At 69.0% G+C, this 19537-nt stretch carries 19 protein-coding genes and 1 pseudogene; 6 read left to right on the top strand and 14 right to left on the bottom strand.

Features of this window, described 5'->3' with window-relative positions:
• Window positions 1-59: 59 nt before the first annotated feature.
• Window positions 60-1676 carry a serine/threonine protein kinase gene (locus tag AW270_RS22940; protein ID WP_061297183.1) on the top strand — a complete coding sequence of 539 codons (1617 nt, stop codon included), beginning with the start codon at window positions 60-62 and terminating at the stop codon, window positions 1674-1676.
• Here AW270_RS22940 and AW270_RS22935 read toward each other — a convergent pair.
• The 5 genes from AW270_RS22935 to AW270_RS22915 all read right to left on the bottom strand — a co-directional run bounded on the left by AW270_RS22935 (window position 1673) and on the right by AW270_RS22915 (window position 6978).
• Window positions 1673-3307, bottom strand: a complete 1635-nt coding sequence (locus tag AW270_RS22935; RefSeq protein WP_061297182.1) for an acetolactate synthase — start codon at window positions 3305-3307, stop codon at window positions 1673-1675. The genes AW270_RS22940 and AW270_RS22935 overlap by 4 nt on opposite strands.
• Window positions 3308-3382: 75 nt before the next feature.
• Window positions 3383-4375: a biotin synthase BioB gene (bioB, locus tag AW270_RS22930; protein WP_061297181.1), complete on the bottom strand. Its 993-nt coding sequence runs from the start codon at window positions 4373-4375 to the stop codon at window positions 3383-3385.
• Window positions 4372-5094, bottom strand: a complete 723-nt coding sequence (bioD, locus tag AW270_RS22925) for a dethiobiotin synthase (RefSeq protein ID WP_061297180.1) — start codon at window positions 5092-5094, stop codon at window positions 4372-4374. Before bioD ends, bioB begins: the two co-directional genes overlap by 4 nt.
• Window positions 5095-5104: 10 nt before the next feature.
• A complete protein-coding gene (locus AW270_RS22920) occupies window positions 5105-5830 on the bottom strand; it encodes a GntR family transcriptional regulator (protein WP_061297179.1) in 726 nt (241 codons plus the stop codon).
• Window positions 5827-6978 (bottom strand): 8-amino-7-oxononanoate synthase, encoded by a 1152-nt coding sequence (locus tag AW270_RS22915; protein ID WP_061297178.1) that lies wholly within the window; start codon window positions 6976-6978, stop codon window positions 5827-5829. The genes AW270_RS22920 and AW270_RS22915 overlap by 4 nt, the downstream gene beginning before the upstream one ends.
• Before the next feature lie 146 nt (window positions 6979-7124).
• On the opposite strand from AW270_RS22915, the pseudogene AW270_RS37925 reads away from it, so the two are divergent.
• A pseudogene (locus AW270_RS37925) lies at window positions 7125-8087 on the top strand (RNA-guided endonuclease InsQ/TnpB family protein); the annotation flags it as partial.
• Window positions 8088-8170: 83 nt separating this feature from the next.
• On the top strand, window positions 8171-9649 hold the full coding sequence (locus AW270_RS22905) for a PAS domain-containing sensor histidine kinase (RefSeq protein ID WP_061297177.1): 1479 nt from the start codon (window positions 8171-8173) through the stop codon (window positions 9647-9649).
• 53 nt (window positions 9650-9702) lie between these two features.
• Here AW270_RS22905 and AW270_RS22900 read toward each other — a convergent pair whose 3' ends face one another.
• Both AW270_RS22900 and AW270_RS22895 read right to left on the bottom strand, forming a co-directional pair.
• On the bottom strand, window positions 9703-9957 hold the full coding sequence (locus tag AW270_RS22900) for a WhiB family transcriptional regulator (protein ID WP_061297176.1): 255 nt from the start codon (window positions 9955-9957) through the stop codon (window positions 9703-9705).
• Window positions 9958-10231: 274 nt separating this feature from the next.
• Window positions 10232-11185: a diacylglycerol/lipid kinase family protein gene (locus AW270_RS22895; protein ID WP_061297175.1), complete on the bottom strand. Its 954-nt coding sequence runs from the start codon at window positions 11183-11185 to the stop codon at window positions 10232-10234.
• Window positions 11186-11220: 35 nt separating this feature from the next.
• Between AW270_RS22895 and AW270_RS22890 the strand changes: the two genes are divergently transcribed.
• Complete coding sequence (locus AW270_RS22890) at window positions 11221-11601, top strand: hypothetical protein (protein WP_061297174.1); 381 nt, start codon at window positions 11221-11223, stop codon at window positions 11599-11601.
• Between the two features lie 51 nt (window positions 11602-11652).
• On the opposite strand, the gene AW270_RS22885 is transcribed toward AW270_RS22890, so the two are convergent.
• From AW270_RS22885 to sodN, 3 genes are all read right to left on the bottom strand, one after another.
• Window positions 11653-12432, bottom strand: coding sequence for an RNA polymerase sigma factor SigF (locus tag AW270_RS22885; protein ID WP_082801764.1), 780 nt, complete (start codon window positions 12430-12432; stop codon window positions 11653-11655).
• Window positions 12433-12449: 17 nt separating this feature from the next.
• Complete coding sequence (locus AW270_RS22880) at window positions 12450-12869, bottom strand: ATP-binding protein (RefSeq protein WP_061297172.1); 420 nt, start codon at window positions 12867-12869, stop codon at window positions 12450-12452.
• A 173-nt stretch (window positions 12870-13042) separates the two neighbouring features.
• Complete coding sequence (gene sodN / locus AW270_RS22875) at window positions 13043-13429, bottom strand: superoxide dismutase, Ni (RefSeq protein WP_061297171.1); 387 nt, start codon at window positions 13427-13429, stop codon at window positions 13043-13045.
• Window positions 13430-13485: 56 nt separating this feature from the next.
• Between sodN and AW270_RS22870 the strand changes: the two genes are divergently transcribed.
• Window positions 13486-13800, top strand: a complete 315-nt coding sequence (locus AW270_RS22870) for a S24 family peptidase (protein WP_061297170.1) — start codon at window positions 13486-13488, stop codon at window positions 13798-13800.
• Here the strand turns inward: AW270_RS22870 and AW270_RS22865 are convergent.
• Entirely contained in the window at window positions 13755-14300 is a 546-nt protein-coding gene (locus AW270_RS22865; RefSeq protein ID WP_061297169.1) for a CGNR zinc finger domain-containing protein, read from the bottom strand. The two genes, AW270_RS22870 and AW270_RS22865, sit on opposite strands and share 46 nt — an antisense overlap.
• A gap of 268 nt (window positions 14301-14568) precedes the next feature.
• On the opposite strand from AW270_RS22865, the gene AW270_RS22860 reads away from it, so the two are divergent.
• Complete coding sequence (locus tag AW270_RS22860) at window positions 14569-15744, top strand: NAD(P)-dependent malic enzyme (protein ID WP_061297168.1); 1176 nt, start codon at window positions 14569-14571, stop codon at window positions 15742-15744.
• Between the two features lie 49 nt (window positions 15745-15793).
• On the opposite strand, the gene AW270_RS22855 is transcribed toward AW270_RS22860, so the two are convergent.
• From AW270_RS22855 to AW270_RS41850, 3 genes are all read right to left on the bottom strand, one after another.
• Window positions 15794-16936, bottom strand: coding sequence for a trypsin-like serine peptidase (locus tag AW270_RS22855; RefSeq protein ID WP_245674811.1), 1143 nt, complete (start codon window positions 16934-16936; stop codon window positions 15794-15796).
• 106 nt (window positions 16937-17042) lie between these two features.
• The gene (locus AW270_RS22850; protein ID WP_061297167.1) at window positions 17043-18128 is read right to left on the bottom strand and encodes a trypsin-like serine peptidase; all 1086 of its coding nucleotides are present in this window, start codon (window positions 18126-18128) and stop codon (window positions 17043-17045) included.
• A gap of 170 nt (window positions 18129-18298) precedes the next feature.
• Entirely contained in the window at window positions 18299-19510 is a 1212-nt protein-coding gene (locus tag AW270_RS41850; RefSeq protein ID WP_061297166.1) for a trypsin-like serine peptidase, read from the bottom strand.
• Window positions 19511-19537 lie beyond the last annotated feature (27 nt).

Raw genomic sequence — 19537 nt, 5'->3', positions numbered from 1 at the left:
CGGTGCCCGCTAGACTTCCGGGACGACAGTGGTCAGTGACATAGGGGGTATCCGGGGGCATGGTTGCCCAAGGGACGACGCTGGCCGGGCGCTACCGACTGGACCGGCGCATCGGCGCCGGCGGGATGGGCGAGGTGTGGCGCGGGGAAGACACCGTCCTTGCGCGTACGGTCGCCGTCAAGGTGCTGCTCCCGGGCCGTCTCGACGACCCCGGATTCGGGGCGCGCTTCCAGGGTGAGGCGCGGGCCATGGCCCTCATCAACCACCCCGGCGTGGTCGACGTCTACGACTACGGCGTCACCGACGTCCCCGGCGACGGGCCGACCGCCTATCTGGTGATGAAGTTCGTCGACGGCGAGCCGCTCGACGGGCTGCTGCAGCGGATCGGGCGCATCCGGCCCGAGGCCGTGATGGAGCTCATCGGGCAGGCCGCGGCGGCGATCCAGGCCGTCCACGACCGGGGCATCGTCCACCGGGACGTGAAGCCGGGCAACCTGCTGGTGCAGGTCGACGGGACCCTGGTCCTCACCGACTTCGGCATCGCGCGCTCCGACGCGGCGAGCCGGCTGACCGACGCGGGCATGGTGCTCGGCACCGCCGCCTACTGCGCGCCCGAACAGGCCGAGGGCGAGCCGGTCACCCCGGCGGTCGACATCTACGCGCTCGGCGTGGTCGCCTACGAGTGCCTGGCCGGTCACCGGCCCTTCGACGGCGACACGCCGGTCACGATCGCGCTCAAGCACATCCGCGAGCAGCCTCCGCCGCTGCCGGCCGACATCCCGCCGCACATCCGCCACGTGGTGGAGCGCGCGCTGTCGAAGTCGCCGGCCGACCGGTGGCCGAGCGCGATGGCGATGAGCCAGGCGGCCCGGCAGGCCGCCAACCCCGGCGCCTCGCTGACCCAGCCCAACCAGGCCCAGGCCACCTCGGGCGTCTTCCCGAAGACCGGCGACTGGTACGAACCCCCGGCGACCGGCGCCTACGCGCCGACCGGGAACTTCCCCGCCACGGGCGGCTACCGCACGACCGCGGCCACGCCGGAGACGCCGAGTCACGGTGGACGCCGCAAGCAGAACAACAGCAGGCGCGGCCTGACGGTCGTCGCGGTGGTGGCGGGCGTGCTGGCCTCGGTCGGCATCGGCTGGGCGGGCGTGAACATCATCGGTTCAGGCGAGGGCGAGACGCCGCCCCGAGGGCACACCTCGAACGTCGCCGATGTGACGACCCCCTCGCCGAGCCCCAGCCCGACCAAAACGCGGCGCTCTCCCAGACCGACGCCGACCGTAGCCAAACCGTCGGTGAGCGAGGAACCGTCCGAGGAGCCCTCGGAGGAGCCGTCGCCGACGCCGTCTCCCTCGCCGAGGCCGTCGAAGTCGCCCAAGCCGTCTCCGACTCCCACCAAGGAGACGAAGGCCGTGCCGCAGCTGTGGAAGAAGTCGGCCCAGGCGGCCGAGACGTCGCTGCTCCAGGCCGGGTTCCAGGGGAATTTCCAGACGACCGGTGACTCCGGCCTGGGCTGCTCCGAGGTCTACCGGCAGGACCCGAAGGCCGGTTCGCAGGCGCCGGTCGGGTCGACGGTGACCGTGTACGTGAAGCGGGTCGCCTGCCCGGCGGCCTCACCGTCACCGTCACCGTCTCCCTCGGCGGCGTCGACAGGTACGGGGACCTCTCCCTAGACCCCGGTGGTGCTGCGCGGGTAGGCGATCGCGGGGTCGGTGGCGATGTTCACCATGTAGGGCACGCCCGAGTCGAACGCCCGGCGCAGCGCCGGCCCGATCTCGGAGGGCTTGGTGACGAGTTCGCCGCCCCCGCCGAGCGCGGTCACGACCTGGTCGTAGCGGCACTGGGGCTGGAGGTCGGCGGCGACGTCGTAGCCGTAGAGCATCTGCATGGGGTGTTTCTCCAGGCCCCACATGCCGTTGTTGCCGCAGACCATGACGACGGGCAGGTTGTGGCGGACGAGGGTGTCGACGTCCATCAGCGAGAAGCCGGCCGCGCCGTCGCCGAGCAGCAGCACGACCTGCGACGACGGGCGGGCCAGCCGCGCGGCGATCGAGTAGCCGAGGCCGGTGCCGAGGCAGCCGTAGGGGCCGGGGTCGAGCCAGTTGCCGGGGCGCCGGGGCTCGATGTACTTGCCGGCGTAGGAGACGAAGTCGCCGCCGTCGCCGATGACCACGGCGTCGTCGGCCAGCAGCCGGTTGAGCTCGCCGTAGATGCGCATCGGGTGGATCGGGTCGCTGTCGGCGGTCAGCAGCGCGGCGTCGCCGACGATGGCCGCCGCGGTGGCCTCGGCCAGCTTGGTCGTCCATTCGTCGCGCGGCTTGACGCTCGCGCTGCGGCAGGCGGCGGCCAGCCCCCAGAACAGCAGGGAGAGGTCACCGGCCGCCGAACCGGCCAGGCCGGTGTGGGTGGCGAGCTGGGAGGCGGCGTCGGCCAGGTGGACGACCCGGGCCAGCGGCGCCCCCTCCTTGCCGCCGAACCAGCCGTAGTTGAGCCGGAAGTCGAGCGGGGTGCCGGCCACGATGACCAGGTCGGCCTGGGCGAAGGCGAGGCCGCGTGCGCGGGTGACCAGCAGCTCGTGGCCGGAGGGCAGGATGCCCCGGCCCTGGCCGTTGGGCACCACCGGCAGGCGGAACTCCTCGGCGAAGTCGCGCGCGGCCTCTTCGGCGCGGTCCATCCACACGTCGGAGCCGACCACCAGCAACGGGCGCTCCGCCTCGGCGATCAGCGCGGCGATGGCGGCGAGGTGGTCGGTGTCGGGCTCCAGCGGGGAGGGCGCCAGCGTCTCGGTGTCGACCGAGGGGGAGGGCGCGAACAGGTGGTCCATGTAGAAGTCGAGGAACACCGGGCCCCGGTGGGGGGCCAGGGCGGTGCGGAAGGCCATCTCGACGTCCTGGCCGACGGCGTCGGCGCCCGAACCGGTGAACGCGAGCTTGGTGATCGAATGGAACAGCGGCGGGTGGTCCATCTCCTGGAGCGCGCCCGAACCCCACCGCGACTGCGGGGCCCGGCCGCCGAGGATCACGACCGGGCTGCCGTTGAAGTGGGCCGTCGCCACGCCCGACACGCCGTTGGTGATGCCGGGCCCGGCCGTCAGGACCGCCAGGCCCGGTTTGCGGGTGAGCCGCGCCGTCGCCTCGGCGGCGAAGACGGCGCTCTGCTCGTGGCGTACGTCGAGGATGCGCATGTCTTCGTGGACCGCGCCGTCGTAGAGAGGGAAGACGTGGCCACCGGACAGGGTGAACATCGTCTCGACGCCGTATGCCTTGGAGACGCCGACAGCGACGTCGCCCGCGTGCTTGCTCATTCGTGAAACCTACCAGTCGGTTAACTAGTGGGACCTACGAGCTGCCCTGGCCGCGGGCGGACGAACCTTTCGCGTCTAAAGGGTCTTGGACAGGGCCTTGATCGGCATCTTCAGGTCGGTCAGCAGAGCCAGATCGTCGGCGGGGGGACGGCCGAGGGTGGTGAGGTAGTTGCCCACGATGATCGCGTTGATGCCACCCATCATGCCCGCACGAGTGCCCAGGTCGCCAAGGGTAAGTTCGCGCCCGCCGGCGTACCGGAGGATGGTTCGCGGTAGTGCGAGGCGGAAAGTCGCGATTGTCTTCAGGGCCTCGGCGCCCTCGACGACCGGGTAGTCGGCGAAGGGCGTGCCGGGACGGGGGTTGAGGAAGTTGAGCGGGACCTCGTCGGGCTGGAGCTCGCCGAGCTGGGCGGCGAACTCGGCGCGCTGCTCGATGGTCTCGCCCATGCCGATGAGACCGCCGCAGCACAGCTCCATGCCGGCCTCGCGGACCATCAGGCAGGTGTCCCAGCGCTCCTCCCACGTGTGGGTGGTGACCACGTTGCCGAAGTGGGACCGGCAGGTCTCCAGGTTGTGGTTGTAGCGGTGGACGCCCATCTCGGCCAGCTCGTCGACCTGGGCCTGGGTGAGCATGCCCAGCGAGCAGGCCACGTTGATGTCGACGGCCTCCTTGATGGCCTTGACGCCCTCGCGGACCTGGTCCATCAGGCGCTTGTCGGGCCCGCGCACGGCCGCGACGATGCAGAACTCGGTCGCGCCGGTCGCGGCGGTCTCGACGGCGGCCTTCACCAGCTCGTCGATGTCCAGCCAGACCGAGCGGACCGGGGAGGTGAACTGGCCCGACTGCGAGCAGAAGTGGCAGTCCTCGGGGCAGCCGCCGGTCTTGAGGGAGATGATCCCCTCGACCTCGACCTCAGGGCCGCACCATTTCATCCGCACCTCGTGGGCGAGGGCGAGGAGGTCGGGCAGGCTCTCGTCGGGCAGGTTCAGGCATTCGAGCGCCTGCTCCCGCGTCAAGCCCCTGCCCTCGTCGAGCACCTGTGTTCTGGCGATCTCCAGGATGGTCATTGCCAAATCCTAAGGGCCGACCGGAAGGCCGACGGGTCGAACGCGCCGCCCAGAGGGGCCCCTAGAGATGCCCGCGCGACCTTGGTGAACGCCGCGGGCGACAGCCCCGAGCAGTTTTCCGGCACGGCCCCCGCCAGCGGCCTGGCCGCCAGCATCTCCAGGTCGGCGACGTTGCAGCGCTCGGCCAGGCCGGGCTCCGCCGGCCACGACCCGATGACCACGCCGGCCAGGTCGAGCCCGTGGTTGGCCATCGCCTCCAGGGTCAGCGCCGTGTGGTTGAGGGTGCCGAGGCCGGCCCGTGCCACGACCAGGACCTGCGCCTTCAGTGTGTGGGCCAGGTCCGCGAGGGTGGCGCCCTCCTCGTCGAAACGTACGAGCAGACCGCCCGCGCCCTCGACCACGACCAGCGAGTGGGACTCGGCGAGTTCGGCGACGCGGGCCGCCGTCTCGGCGAGGTCGAGCGCCGGGAGGCCCGACACCCGCGCGGCGGCGGCCGGGCTCAGCGGGTCGGGGTAGCGGGCGAACTCGAAGGTGTTGGTCGCGCCCGAGAGCCGGATCACCTCGTCGAGGTCGCCCGGCTCGTCCTTCTCGACACCGGTCTGAGCCGGTTTGACCACGGCGACCGGGCCGCCCCGCTCGATCGCCAACGCCGTGACGGCGGCCGTGACCACGGTCTTCCCGACACCGGTGTCGGTGCCGGTCACCACAAGAACGCTCATCCGGCCAAGATTACGGAGTCGGACGCCGCAGCCGGGTGACGAACTTGTAGCGGTCGCCCCGGTAGAGGGACTGGGCCCACTCGACGGGGTGGCCGTCGGCGTCGAAGGCGTGGCGGGTCAGCATGAGCATCGGCAGCCCGATGTCCACGCCGAGGACCTGCGAGTCGTAGGGGGTGGCCAGGATGGTCTCGATGATCTCCTCGGCGTCGGTGAGCCTGACGCTGTAGGCGTTGTGCAGGGTCTCGTACAGAGAGGAGTGGCCCTCCATCTCCCGCCGCAGCCGTGGGAACCGCCGCGCCGACAGATGGGTGGTGTCGATCGACATCGGCTCGCCGTTGGCCAGCCGGAGGCGGTGGATGCGCAGCACCCGGCCGCCGGGGTTGATGGCCAGCCGCCGCCCGAGTGCCTCGTCGGCGGTGATGTAGGAGATGTCGAGGATCTTGGTGTCGGGTTCGAGACCGACGGTGCGCAGGTCCTGCACATAAGAGGTGAGCTGGAGCACCTGGGCGACCTTGGGCTGGGCGACGAAGGTGCCCTTGCCCTGGATGCGGATGAGGCGGCCCTCGACGACGAGCTCGGTCAGCGCCTGGCGGACCGTCGTGCGCGAGGTCTCGAAGCGCACCGCGAGGGTACGCTCGGGGGGCAGTGCACTCCCGGCGGGCAGGCTCTTGGTGAGCTCGAGCAGGCTACGTTTGACGTCGTAGTACTTCGGCACCCGGGGAGTGTCTTCGGTCACGCGGTCACCTTCGTTCCGGCCACGGCGGCGAGCGCGCGCCCGGTCACCGCGAGATCTTCGGACCCCAGATTGGCCCGAGCGGTCAACCTTAGGCAAGACCGCCCGTCGGGAACCGAAGGGGGTCTGAAGCAGCCGACCTTCACACCGTGGTCCGCGCAGGTCGCGGCGGCGGCCAGGGCCCGGTGGGGATCGCCGAGCACCACCGGCACCACCGCGGCGGCCGGCTCGGTCGTCTCCAGGCCGAGCGCACGCGCGGTCGCGCTCAGCTCCAGGGCGATCTCACGGGCACGTCGCGGCAGGTCAGGCTCCTGTTCCAGAATGGTGAGCGCGGCCAGGGCGGCCCCGGCGCTCGCGGGGGCGAGCCCGGTGTCGAAGATGAACGAGCGGCCGGTGTCGACGAGGGTGTCGACCACCTCCGGCGCGCCCAGCACGGCCCCACCCTGGGAACCGAGTGACTTCGACAACGTGACAGTTCTCACAATGTGAACATTCCCCGCAAGTCCGGCTTCGTGAACCGCCCCGCGGCCGGATTCCCCCACGACACCGAGCGCGTGCGCCTCGTCGACGACGAGGAGCGCTCCATTCCGTACGGCCACCTCCGAGAGCGCCCCCAGCGGCGCGAGGTCCCCGTCGACGGAGAAGACGGCGTCGGTGACCACGAGGGCGTTCTCCTCCGTCCGCGTGGCCAGCGCCTTCTCGACGGCGGCGACGTCGCCGTGGGGCGTCACCACCACGCGGGCCCGCGCCAGCCGGCAGGCGTCGACGATCGAGGCGTGGTTGCCCGCGTCCGAGACGACCAGCCCGCCCCGGCCGAGCGTGGCCACGGCGGCGAGGTTGGCGAGATAGCCCGAGGAGAACACCAGCGAGCGGGGCGCGCGGGCGAAGTCGGCGAGCCGTTCCTCCAGTTCGTGGTGGAGCCGCGTGGACCCGGTGACCAGCCGGGACCCGGTCGCGCCGGTGCCCCACTCGCGGGTCGCGGTCACGGCGGCCTCGGTCAGCCGGGGATCGCGGCAGAGCCCCAGGTAGTCGTTGGAGGCGAGGTCGAGGAGCCCGTCGAAGTCGGGCCCACGCGGCCGCAGCGTCCGGGTCAGCCCGGCGGCGGCACGCAGGTCGGCGGCCTGGCGAAGTCGGTCGATCGGCCCATGCATGGAGAGATGATGCCAGGTAACTTCTCGCATTTGGTGTTCGGGCTCAGGGCGTGGACGCCCCGCCTTTTGGAGTGGGGGCGTTGCTTGGCATCACAGGTTCGAACTTATGTGCGATTTCTAAGTGACCGTGGACTAGATTGTGCTCCATGACGCAGGCTGTGAAGCGGGCCTACAAGTACCGCTTTCATCCGACCCTGGACCAGGCTCGCCATCTGGCCAGGACCTTCGGCTGCGTCCGCCTGGTCTACAACCGGGCCCTGGAAGAGCGGGTCCGGGCTTACCGGCAGGAAGGCCGCAGGATCTCCTGCGTCCAGTCTTCGGCTGCGCTGACAGATTGGAAACGCACGCCGGAGTTGGCCTTTCTCAACGAGGTGGCCGCCGTGCCGCTGCAGCAGGCGTTGCGGCATCTGCAGTCGGCGTTCGCGAACTTCTTCGCCAAGCGAGCCAGGCATCCCGTTTTCAAGACGAGGAAGCGGTCCCGTCTGTCGGCCGAGTACACGCGGTCGGGTTTCCGCTGGCGGAACGGCGAGCTCACCTTGGTGAGGATCCCCGGCCCGCTGGACATCGTATGGTCACGTCCCCTGCCTGACGGAGCAGAACCGTCCACGGTCACCGTCTGCAAAGATGCGGCGGGACGATGGTTCGTGTCTCTCCTCGTGGAATAGGGGGTTCCTCCACTGCCTCCGTCGGCCGCGACGGTGGGCCTGGACCTGCGGATCACCACGTTGGCGACGCTGTCGACGGGGGAGAAGATCGCCAATCCCAGACATGAGCGCGCTGACAGAAGGAAGCTCGCCAGGGCTCAACGTGCACTGGCTCGCAAGGCGAAGGGGAGTAACAACCGGGCCAAGGCGATGCTCGTCATCGCCCGGATCCACGCCCGGATCGCCGATCGCAGGCGGGATCATCTGCACAAGATCACGACACGGCTTGGTAAAAGGTGCTCCGCCTGTGGGATGGTCCAGCGGTCCATGCCACTGAGCGTCCGGAACTGGGAATGCGCTTGTGGCGCGACCCACGACCGAGACGTCAATGCGGCGAAGAACATCCTCGCGGCCGGGCTGGTCGAGAGGCGAAACGACTGTGGAGCCGGTGTTCTTCTCCGACGGGCGGCCGGCGGCGAAGCAGGAACTCCTACGGGTGACCGTGGGGCCCTCTCCTTTAGTGGAGGGGAGGATGCCAAGATGCCTAGGTGCCAACTCTCAGCGACCTGGTGGCCAAGCACACCGATCTGTCGGCGGCCGACCTCGAATGGGTGCATTCGCTGGTCTCCGACTGGCAGCTGCTCGCCGACCTGTCCTTCGCCGACCTCATCCTGTGGATCCCCGCCGAAGACGGCTGGATCGCGGTCGCCCAGATGCGGCCGACGACCGGGCCGACGGTCTACCACGACGACGTCGTCGGCTCGTTCGTCGGGCGCAACGAGCGGTCGCTGATCGAGACGGCCTGGCAGGAGCGGCGCATCTGCCGGGAGGGCGATCCAGACTGGTCGACGGGGGTGCCGGTCCGCGAGGAGACGATCCCGGTCCGGCGGGCGCTCGACGGGCCGCTCATCGGGGTCATCCAGCGGTCGACGAACCTGTCCTCGGCGCGCACGCCCTCGCGGCTGGAGCTGACCTACCTCCAGAGCGCCTCCGACCTGGCGCAGATGGTCGCCGAAGGCCGCTTCCCCTTCCCGGAGGCCGAGCCGATGCTGGTCCGGTCGCCGAGGGTGGGCGACGGGCTGCTGCGGCTCGACCGGGCCGGGCGGGTCACCTACGCCTCGCCCAACGCGCTGAGCGCCTATCGCCGCCTCGGGCTCCACGCCGACCTGGTCGGCTCGGAGCTCGGCAAGACGACGGCCGACCTCTGCTACCGCGACGAGCCGATCAACGAAGACCTGATGCTGGTCGCCAGCGGCAAGGTGCCCCGGGAGACCGAGGTGGAGCGCGGCGGCACGGTCGTGCAGCTGCGGGCGATCCCGCTCATCATCTCCGGGGGGCGCATCGGGGCGCTGGTGCTGGTCCGCGACGTGACCGAGCTGCGGCGGCGGGAGCGCGAGCTGCTGACGAAGGACGCCACGATCCGGGAGATCCACCACCGGGTGAAGAACAATCTCCAGACCGTCGCGGCGCTGCTGCGGCTCCAGTCGCGGCGGCTGCGGGTGCCCGAGGGGCGGGCCGCGCTCGACGAGGCGGTCAGGCGGGTCGGGTCGATCGCGATCGTGCACGAGACCCTGGCGCAGATGCCCGAGGAGCTGGTCACCTTCGACGAGATCGCCGACCGGGTGATCCAGATGACGGCCGAGGTGGCGGTGGCCCAGGTGTCGGTGCGCCGGGCGGGGACGTTCGGGGTGCTGCCGGCGGCCGTGGCGACGCCGATCGCGATGGTGCTCACCGAGCTGCTGCAGAACGCCGTGGAACACGGCCTGGAAGACCTGCCCGGAAACGTGGAGGTCCGGGTCGAGCGCCATCCGGACACCCTGGAGCTGGTGGTCGCCGACGAGGGCCAAGGGCTGCCGCCGGGATTCGACATCGAGACGAACAGCAATCTCGGTCTGCAGATCGTGCGGACCCTCGTCGTGGGAGAACTCTCCGGGCGCCTCAACCTAGCCCCGCGAGAAGGCGGCGGCACGGAGGTCATACTCAGCATTCCGGTGAACGTTCCCACCAACGACATTCACCGGAGTTGACGCACGCGCAATATTCGCGCAATGCGGACGCGCTCTAATTCGGTTGTATGAATTCAGACGTTGGCACGGGCGCGGGCCCGGGCGGTGCGGCGCTTGACGGCGCGGCGTTCGTCCTCGCTCAGGCCGCCCCAGACGCCGGCGTCCTGAGCCGACTCGAGCGCCCACTTCAGGCACAGCTCGCTGACCGTACACGTACGGCAGACCTGCTTGGCCTCTTCAATCTGCATCAACGCGGGCCCGGTGTTGCCGATCGGGAAGAACAGCTCGGGGTCCACGTCACGGCAGGCAGCGCGGTGGCGCCAGTCCATGCGTTCCACTCCTTCGTAAGTGGAGCCTGGGCGGCTCCTGCACCTTTGTGAACAGTTTCACTAACTGATGCGAACGGCCGCCCTGAAAGTGAGGGACGAGATTCGCGATGATGATCGTCGGGGACCTTCGGCGCGAGCTGGGCTCTCGTAAAGGTCCTACGTTCCGACGTCGCAGTCAGCTTTTCAGCCACTCCTACAGCACACAAGAGGTTTGGGGGAAGGTTTTGCGGGTCCTAGCTGTCGGATGCGTCACACTATGACCGCTTGTAACTGTCTAGACCAGAACTTGTAACGCGTCCGGGATAGAGCGAAATGTAACCCTTTCCCGTTCTCCCAGGTAGTCGCCGTCAAGCTGCAGTGCGATGGGCCGAATCGACTCAAGAGTGAAAACACTCTCGTCATGTGCCTGAACCAGGTGTTTACCCGTCGGCAATCCCTGCGGCTCGCCGACGATCTGCCGGAGCAGGCTCATCACGGCCGGCAGGCGCAGTTTCGTCATCGCCAGCACATCGAGCCCGGTGTCGAACCCGGCCCACGGCGTCGGATTGACCGGCCGGTTCCCGACGAAGGTCCACGGCGCCGTGTTGGAGACGATCGCGAGGAAGATCCCCGGCTCGTCGGCCCGTCCGGGCCGCGTCAACGTCATCGACGGATGCCGCCGGTCGGTCATGAGGTAGTGCCGCAGCGCCGTCTGCATGTACAGCGTCGGCGAAGCACGGTAACCGGCGCTGCGCAGGCCCTCGACGGCCCTGATGACCTCGGCGTCCCAGCCCAGGTCGGCACAGAATGTGAAGTAGCGAGACTCGACACCTGCCCCTGTCCCGGAATCTCTAACATCCCATTCCGCCAGGCCCAGGCTGATCGTCCGGGAACGGCCCTCGCGCAGCGCCTCCAGCACCGCTCCGGTGGCCTCGATCGGGTCGTTGGGCAGCCCCAGCGCCCGCGCCAGCACGTTGGCGCTGCCGCCCGGAATGATGATCATCTTGGCCCGGTCGTCGACCGCCATGAGGCCGTTGGCCACCTCGTTGACCGTTCCGTCGCCGCCGAGGACGGCCACCGCGTCGAAGCCCTTCTCCTTCGCGGTGGCGGACAGCAGCGACGCGTGCCCCCGATATCCGGTCTCGGCGACCTCCAGATCCACCGCCGCCCCGAGCGCCCGGATCAGGACGTCGCGCGTGCGCAGGTTGGTCGAGGTCGCCTTGGGGTTGACCAGCAGAAGTGCCCGCATGCCTGAAGGTTATGCGACGGGTAGTCTCACCAACTGTGTCGAACCGTCCGTTCACTCTTGTCGTCGCCGCGGCCCTCGTCGCGCTCGAAGGGCTGACCGCCCTCGCGCTCGGCGGCTGGGTCGGCTACGAAACCCTGCTCGGCGAGGCCGGCGACGTGATGAGTTCCCTGGTGCTGGCCGTGTTCGGCCTGGCAGTGGGCGCGGGGCTGCTCTGGGTGGCGTGGGGGATCGTCCAGGTGCTGCGCTGGAGCCGGGGGCCGGCCGTGGTCACCCAGATCTTCGCCGTGCCGGTGGCGATCACGCTGATCCAGTCGGGGCAGCTCGCGTGGGGGGTCCCGCTGATCGTCACGGCCGCCGTGATTCTCGTCACTCTGCTCGCGCCGGCCTCGACCCACGCGCTCACGCACGACGCCTGACGCGCGTCGGCCGGTGTCGTGGGACGACACCGGCCGGCGGACGTTCGCTTCTCAGTCTTCCGCGGTGAGGCCCTCGCGCAGTTGGGCGAGAGTGCGGGCCAGCAGCCGGGACACGTGCATCTGCGAGATGCCCAGCTCGGTCGCGATCTGCGACTGGGTCATGTTGCCGAAGAACCGCAGCAGCAGGATGCGCTTCTCGCGGGGCGGGAGGCGCTCCAGCAGCGGCTTCAGCGACTCGCGGTATTCCACGCCCTCCAGCGACTCGTCGACGATGCCGAGCGAGTCGGAGACCGCCGGCGCGTCGTCGTCGCCCGAGTCGGGAGCGTCGAGGGAGACCGTCGAGTAGGCGTTGGCCGACTCGAGGCCCTCCAGCACCTCTTCCTCGGTCATCTGGAGGTGGGCGGCCAGTTCGGCCACCGTGGGCGCGCGGCCCTCGCGCTGCGAGAGCTCGCTGATCGCCTTGGTGAGCGACAGCTTCAGCTCCTGCAGGCGGCGCGGCACGCGGACCGCCCAGCCCTTGTCGCGGAAGTGGCGCTTGATCTCCCCGACGATGGTCGGGGTCGCGTAGGTCGAGAACTCCACGCCGCGGGCCAGGTCGAACCGGTCGATCGACTTGATCAGGCCGATCGTCGCCACCTGGGTCAGGTCGTCGAGCCACTCGCCGCGGTTGCGGAACCGGCGGGCGAGGTATTCCACCAGCGGCAGGTGAAGTTCCACGAGCTCGTCGCGGATGCGCGGGCGGCGCGGGTCGTCGGCCGGCATCTCAGCGAGCTCACCGAAGAGGGCGCGGGCTCGCACCCGGTCCGGGACTCCGGAGTCGCTGGTGGCCATGGAACGGGTCCTTTCCGTCACGCCGGCCTCGCCGCGCCCCGCTGCTTGCGCAGCACGATCGCCATGTGATCGGGGGAGGACACGGCATCGACGTCGTCGGCGAGCGCGGTGAGCACCATCCAGGCGAAGTCATCGCGTTTGGGCTCGGCGATCCCGACGGTGGTGACCTCGACCCGGATCGACATCTCCTGCCCGGTCAGCTCGAACTCCGCGATCAGGTCGGTGCCGGGGACGGCGTGGCGCAGCAGCATCGCGCAGGCCTCGTCGACGGCGATCCGCAGATCTTCCATCTCGTCGATGGTGAAGTCGAGCCGTGCCGCCAGACCTGCTGTCGCGGTCCGCAACACGGACAGATAGGCGCTGGCCGCGGGAAGCCGGACGCTCACGGCGTCGCGGATCCCAGCCAGATCCCCTGTGACATCAGTTGCGTCGGTCACGATCCTCCTCGCCCAGCCGGCCACATCTCGCGGGGCCGCATGTTTGCAACCTACCGCCACTCGACCATGATTGCTCGGCTTGGACGCGCCGATGCCGGAAATGCGCGGACCCCGCACGGAAAGCGAGCCGGCGAATCGGCTCGGCCACGCGTGCGGGGCCCGGTGCGGAAGGCCTAGGCGGCCTTCGTCTCCCAGAAGATCTTCGCGATCTCGTCGATCTTGCCCAGGAGGTCGTCGGCCTTGGCGACGTCGACGGTGCCCTTGGCCCCGGCGGCGCCGGCCAGCTTAGTGGCGTCCCAGAAGAGCTGGTGGAGCTGCGGGTGGGCCTCCAGGTGCGGGGGCTTGAAGTAGTCGGTCCAGAGCACCCAGAGGTGGTGCTTGACGAGCTCGGCCCGCTCCTCCTTGATGCCGAGGGCGCGCGCCCGGAACACCGGGTCGTCGTTGTCGGCGTACTTCTGCATGATCGCCTTGACCGATTCGGCCTCGATACGTGCCTGGGCGGGGTCGTAGACGCCGCACGGCAGGTCACAATGGGCCGATGCCACGAGCTTGGCAAGCATCGGGTTTCCTTTCGTCAGAGTGGCTGCGGAACCGACATTACTCTCTGAGGTGGATCATGTTCACCAGTGCCCGGGTCTCCGGGGACTCCATGCTTCCGGCGCTGCGGCCGGGCGACTGCCTGGTGGTCCGCCTCCGCGCGAAGATCCGTCCCGGAGACGTCGTGATCGCTCGCCTACCCGGGAACGTCATCGTCAAAAGGGTGTTCCGGTGGACCGATGAGGGCTGGTGGCTGGAGAGCGACAACCAGAGCGCGCCCGGCCGTAAGGACTCGTGGGACTTCGGCGCGGTCCCGCCCGAGGCGATCGTCGGGAAGGTGGTCGGCCGCTACTGGCCCTCGCTCGCCTTCGGGCCGCGCTTCCTGGCCCGGTAGGCGGCCACGTTGGCGCGGCTGGCGCAGCGCTCGGAGCAGTAACGCCGCGATCTGTTCGACGAGGTGTCGAGATAGGCGTTGCGGCACGGCGGCGCCTGGCACAGGCCCAGCCGGTCGGCCCCGAGGCCGGTGACCACGCTGGCCAGGCCCATCACCGACCCGACCGCGACGGTGTCGCCGACCCGGCCGCCCTCGGTCAGGTGCATGTGCCAGGGCTGGCCGTCGTGACCGGCGATCTGAGGATGGACGGGATGGCGCACCAGCAGCCCGTTCAGGCGCTGGACCACGTCGTCCTGGTCGCCCGCGGCGGCCGACTCGAACACCTCGGTCAGCTCGTCGCGCAGTTCGAGCACGTGGTCGAGGTCGCGCCGGGTGACCCGGCCGGCGGCCTCGGTGCGGCCCGTCTCGGCCAGCAGGGCGCGGAGCCCGTCGAGGGTCCGCAGGTCGTCCCGCCGGTTGACGAGCAGGACCGCCAGTTCGGCGTATGAGGTCAAGTCCACGGAGAACCCTGTAATAGGTGACTCTGGACATTGAGTATTACACAGGGACGGAAATTTCCAAAGAGATTGACAGGGCGATAAAGGCGAAACGGCCGTGGCATGACGGATCGCGAGAGGCCGTTTGCGCGTGTGGCACACTAGGGCGACGGGTGACCCCCGCTCCCGAGACGACCGTCAACGACGACGGTTCCCGGCGTTCACCAACGCCCGGGCCTCGTGCTGTAACGGTCTGTGTTGTGTCCGTCACCAGACTCCAGGGGTCTTCGTCATGACTGCTTCCCTCGAAGCCCTCGACCTCGATCCGGCCTTCGCGCTGCACCGCGGCGGAAAGCTTGAGGTTCGAGCCACCATTCCGGTCCGTAATGCCGATGATCTCTCGCTCGCCTACACGCCGGGCGTCGCCCGCGTCTGCTCCGCCATCGCCGACGCTCCCGAGCTCGTCAACGAGTACACCTGGGTCTCCAACGTGGTGGCCGTGGTCACCGACGGCACCGCCGTGCTGGGCCTCGGCGACATCGGCCCGGCCGGGGCCATGCCCGTGATGGAGGGCAAGTCGCTGCTGTTCAAGGAGTTCGGCGGGGTCGACTCGGTGCCGATCTGCCTCGACTGCACCGGCGTCGACGAGATCGTCGAGACCGTCGTGCGCCTCGCGCCCTCCTTCGGCGGCATCAACCTGGAGGACATCAGCGCGCCCCGCTGCTTCGAGATCGAAGACCAGCTGCGGCGGCGGCTGTCGATCCCGGTCTTCCACGACGACCAGCACGGCACCGCCATCGTCGCCACCGCCGCGCTCACCAACGCCGCCCGGGTGATCGGCCGCCCGCTCAGGGAACTGCGGGCCGTGGTGGCGGGAGCCGGGGCCTCCGGGGTCGCGGTCACCCGCATGCTGCTGAACGCCGGCATCGGCGACATCGCGGTCTCCGACAGCAAGGGGCTGATCTTCGAGGGCCGGGCCGGCATGAACCCGTACAAGGACGCGCTGTCCCGGGAGACCAACAAGGCCGGGCTGACCGGGTCGAGCGAGTCGGCGCTGGCCGGGGCCGACGTGTTCATCGGGCTGTCGGGCGCGACGATCTCCGAGCGGGCCATCGCCTCGATGGCCCAGGACGCCATCGTGTTCGCCCTGTCGAATCCGACGCCGGAGGTCCTGCCCGACGTCGCGGCCAAGCACGCCGCCGTGGTGGCGACCGGGCGGTCCGACTTCCCCAACCAGATCAACAACGTGCTGGCCTTCCCCGGCGTCTTCCGGGGCGCCCTCGACGTGAGGGCCACCGCGATCACCGAGAACATGAAGATCGCCGCGGCCGAGGCCCTGGCCGGCGTCGTGGGCGACGAGGTGCGGGCCGACTACATCATCCCGTCGCCGTTCGACCCCCGGGTCGCCCCCGCCGTCACCCGCGCGGTGGCCGACCAGGCCCGCAAGGACGGCGTGGCCCGCAGATGACGAAAGGGCCCGGCCTCGTGGAGGCCGGGCCCTGCCCTGTCTACAGGTGTTACTTCTTGACGATGCTGCCGGACCAGTTGTTGGCCGCGGCCTTGTAGACGTCGTACGTCTCGCCGTCGAAGTAGGGCGAGGTGATCTTGTCGATGCGGTCGTTGCCGTTCGAGTCGGCGAAGGCGCTGGTCACGCCGTTGACGTAACCGAGGCGGCGGGCGTTGCTGTACTTCAGCAGCCACGGGCCGCCGTCGGCGCCCGGCGTCATCGAGCAGGTGATCGCGATCTGCTCCTCGATCTTGAGGGACGCGTCCGTGACCTCACGGTTGGGCTTGCCGTAGCACCACTTGGGGGTGACCCCGGTGAACGCCTTGTTGCCGTCGGGGTGACGGGCCGCGGGGTAGCCGAAGGCGTACACCGCGCCGGCGCCCACCTTCTGGTTGTAGGCCAGGCCCTGGCCGCCGACGTTGTCGCCGAGGCGGCCGGCGTCCTTGACGGTGAGGATCCACCACTTGCCCTTGTCGCGCCACCGCTCGCCGCCGTGACCCTTGTACGTCTTCTCGGAGACGGACTTCGTCGCCTCGAACTTGACGCCGTTGTAGACGGTGACGAACGCGTAGTCGCGGTCGTAGTCCTCGTAGACGTCGAAGTCGTAGTGGGTGAAGCCCTGCTTGGCGACGTACACGCCGAAGGGGGCCTTGCCCTGGTAGTAGCCCGGGACGAAGATCCACCTGTTGAGCATGTGGTCGTTGTCGTCGGTGTCGAAGACGCAGTGGCCGGCGGTGGCCACCAGGTTCTTGTACTTCGCCTGGATGGAGGTCGCCGAGCACCAGTAGGTCTTGCCGTTCTTCTGGAAGAAGACCTTGCCCAGCGTCTTGGGGATGTTGATGTTCTTCGAGGTGCCGGCCTGACCGCCCGGTCCGGTCGGAGAGACGGTGCCGGCCTTGCCGTCGGCCGAGGGACCGCCCTTCGAGGACAGCTTGGCCACCTTGGCGACCGTCTCGGCGTCGGGGCCCCACTGGGTGGCCGCCTTCAGCGCCTTGTTGTTGCTGCGGAACCAGAAGCCCGCGATGTTGTCGGCGTCTGCCACGGAGACCGTGGGTCCGTCGGCGGGCGAGGCGGCGCTGGCCGGTAATGCCACCAGTACGGCGGATCCGGCGATGCCGGCGGTCACGAGGCTCAGGCGTGCTCGAGTGTCCACGTTGACCCTCCCTTTCCTCCCGTTGCGGATTGGATCTTCCAGGTGACTAACCGTGAGACCGAAAACAAACGGGAGGAGAGAGAATGTGACCTAAGTCACACAGCTATTACTTAACCTCGCTGATGCCGAGGGTGCCGTCCTTCTTGACGATCGAGCCCGACCACAGCGGGGCCGCGGCCTTGTAGACCGAGTAGGTCTCGCCGTCGAAGTAGGGCGAGGTGATCAGGTCGCTGCGGTGGTTGCCGTCGGTGTCGCCGCCGAGGCTGGTCACGCCGTTGATGTAGCCCTTGCGCGCGTTGCTGCTGTACTTGACGATCCACGGGCCGCCGGAGGCGCCGCCGGTCATCGAGCACTTGAGGGCCATGTGCTCCTCGGCCTTCACGGTCTTCTCGACCACGGGGTAGACCGGCTTGCCGTAGCACCACTTCAGGGTCCCGCCGGTGTACGCGTAGTCGCCGTCGCCGTGGGCCGCGGTCGGGTAGCCGAAGACGAAGGTCGGGGCGCCGACCTTCTGGTTGTAGGCGAACCCCTGCCCGCCGACGTTGTCGCCCAGGCGGCCGACGTCCTTCCACTTGCCGTCGGCCGGCGTGATGCCGTTGTAGACGGTGACGAACGCGTAGTCGCGGTCGACGTCCTCGTACACGCTGAAGTCGTAGTGGGTGTAGGCGGTCTTGCCGACGTAGATGCCCCAGGGAGCCTTGCCCTGGTAGTAGCCGGGGATGAAGACCCACTTGCCGACGACGCTGGCGTTGCTCTCGATGTCGTAGGCGCAGTGGCCGGCGGTGGCCACCAGGTTCTTGTACGCCGACTGGATCGACGACGCCGAGCAGGAGTAGAGGCCGTCGCCGAGCACGAAGAACACGCGGCCGGTGCTCTTGGGCAGGTTGACGTTCTTGGTCGTCGTCGTGGGCTTGGCCTCGTCACCGATGGCGGGCACCAGGCCGGGCTTGCCGTCGGCGGCCGGGCCGCCGGTGGAGACGTGCTTGGGGACTCTGGCGTGCTCCAGGCCGTAGGGGGCGGCGGCCTTCAGGTTCTTGCCGCCGTCCTCGGTCCAGAACGCCAGGGTGTCGGCGGCCGCGGCGGGGGTCGACAGCTTGGCCGAGGTGCCCACCTTGGGGCCGGCGTGCGCGGGGACCGCTAACGAGGCGGCGACGAGGCCGGCCACGCCGACGGGAAGGAGGATGCGCTTCACAGGGGGTTCGCTCCTTGCACTTGACGTGAGACGCCTCTTGCGTCTCATTCGCCAGAAAGGGGATAGCCAGAAACTTACATCACTCCGGCAAGTGCTCTAAAGCATTGATAAAACGAGAAAAAGCCCGGCTGGATTGCCGGGCTTTTTCGTCAAGCTGTCACGCGGATCGACTAGGCGATCGAGCCGGTCCACAGGTTCGCGGCGGCCTTGTAGACGCCGTAGGTCTCGCCGTCGAAGTAGGCCGACAGCGAGGTGTCGATGCGGTTGTTCTTGTCGGTGTCGGAGACACCGATGGTCACGCCGTTCAGGTAGCCGAGGCGGCGGGTGTTCTTGTACTGCGCCAGCCACGCCGAACCCAGCGAGCCCTGGCCGGTGAACGAGGACTTGACGCCGATGATCTCCTCAGCCTTGATGGCGGCAGCCTTGGCGGCGAACGTCTTGCCGTAGCTCCACTTGAGGGTCTTACCGGTGTAAGCCTGGTTGCCGTCCGGGTGCGAACCGCTCGGGTAACCGAACACGTAGACGTTCTGGCCGACCTTCTGGTTGTACGCGAAGCCCTGGCCACCGACGTTGTCGCCCAGGCGACCGGCGTCCTTGAACTTCCACACGAAGTACTTGGTGACGTCCTTGCCGTTGACCTTCTCGGTCTTCTTACGGGTGAGGAAGCCGCCGCCGTTCTTCTGGTACGTGTTGTACTCGGCCTCGGTGATCTCGGCGGGCGCACCCTGGCCGAGCGCGATGCCGTTGTACACGTTGACGAACGCGTAGTTGCGGTCGCCGTCCTCGTACACGTCGTAGTCGTAGTGCGTGAAGGCCTGCTTGCCGACGTACACGCCCCACGGGGTCTTGCCCTGGTAGTAACCCGGGACGAACACCCAGTAGTTCATGGTCGCCGAGTTGGTCTCCGTGTCGTAGACACAGCTACCGGCGGTGGCGACCAGGTTGCGGTAGGTCGACTGGATGGAGGTCGCGGTGCACCAGCGGGGGTTGACCGCGACGACCTTGCCGGTCACCGGGTCCTTCTTGGCGCCGTCGGCGAAGAACACCTTGCCCGTGGTCTTGGGCAGGTTGATGTTCTTCGAGGTGCTCGTGGTCTTCTTCTCGTCACCGATGGCGGGGACGATGCCCGGCTTGGTGTCGGCGGAGGGGCCGCCGGTCGAGACGTGCTTGGCCGGGGTCGTGGTCTCCACGTTGTACGGCAGCGCGTTGATGAGGTTCGCCGCGCCTTCCGTCAACCAGAGGGCCGCGATGTTCTTGGCCGCGATGCCCGTGGTCGCCAAGGGGTCGGAGGCGACGTCGCCGGCGGCGGAGGCCGGCTGGGTGACGAGAGCGGAAGCCAGCAGACCGGCTGCCACACCACCGAGGGCGAGAGTGCGCTTCATAAGGGGGAACTCCTCTTGCTCTGTCGT

The sequence above is a fragment of the Herbidospora cretacea genome, from assembly GCF_001570605.1.
In the GTDB taxonomy this organism is placed as follows: domain Bacteria; phylum Actinomycetota; class Actinomycetes; order Streptosporangiales; family Streptosporangiaceae; genus Herbidospora; species Herbidospora cretacea.
The sequence above is the reverse complement of the archived record's forward strand: the minus strand, read 5'-3'. Positions and strand labels throughout refer to the sequence as shown.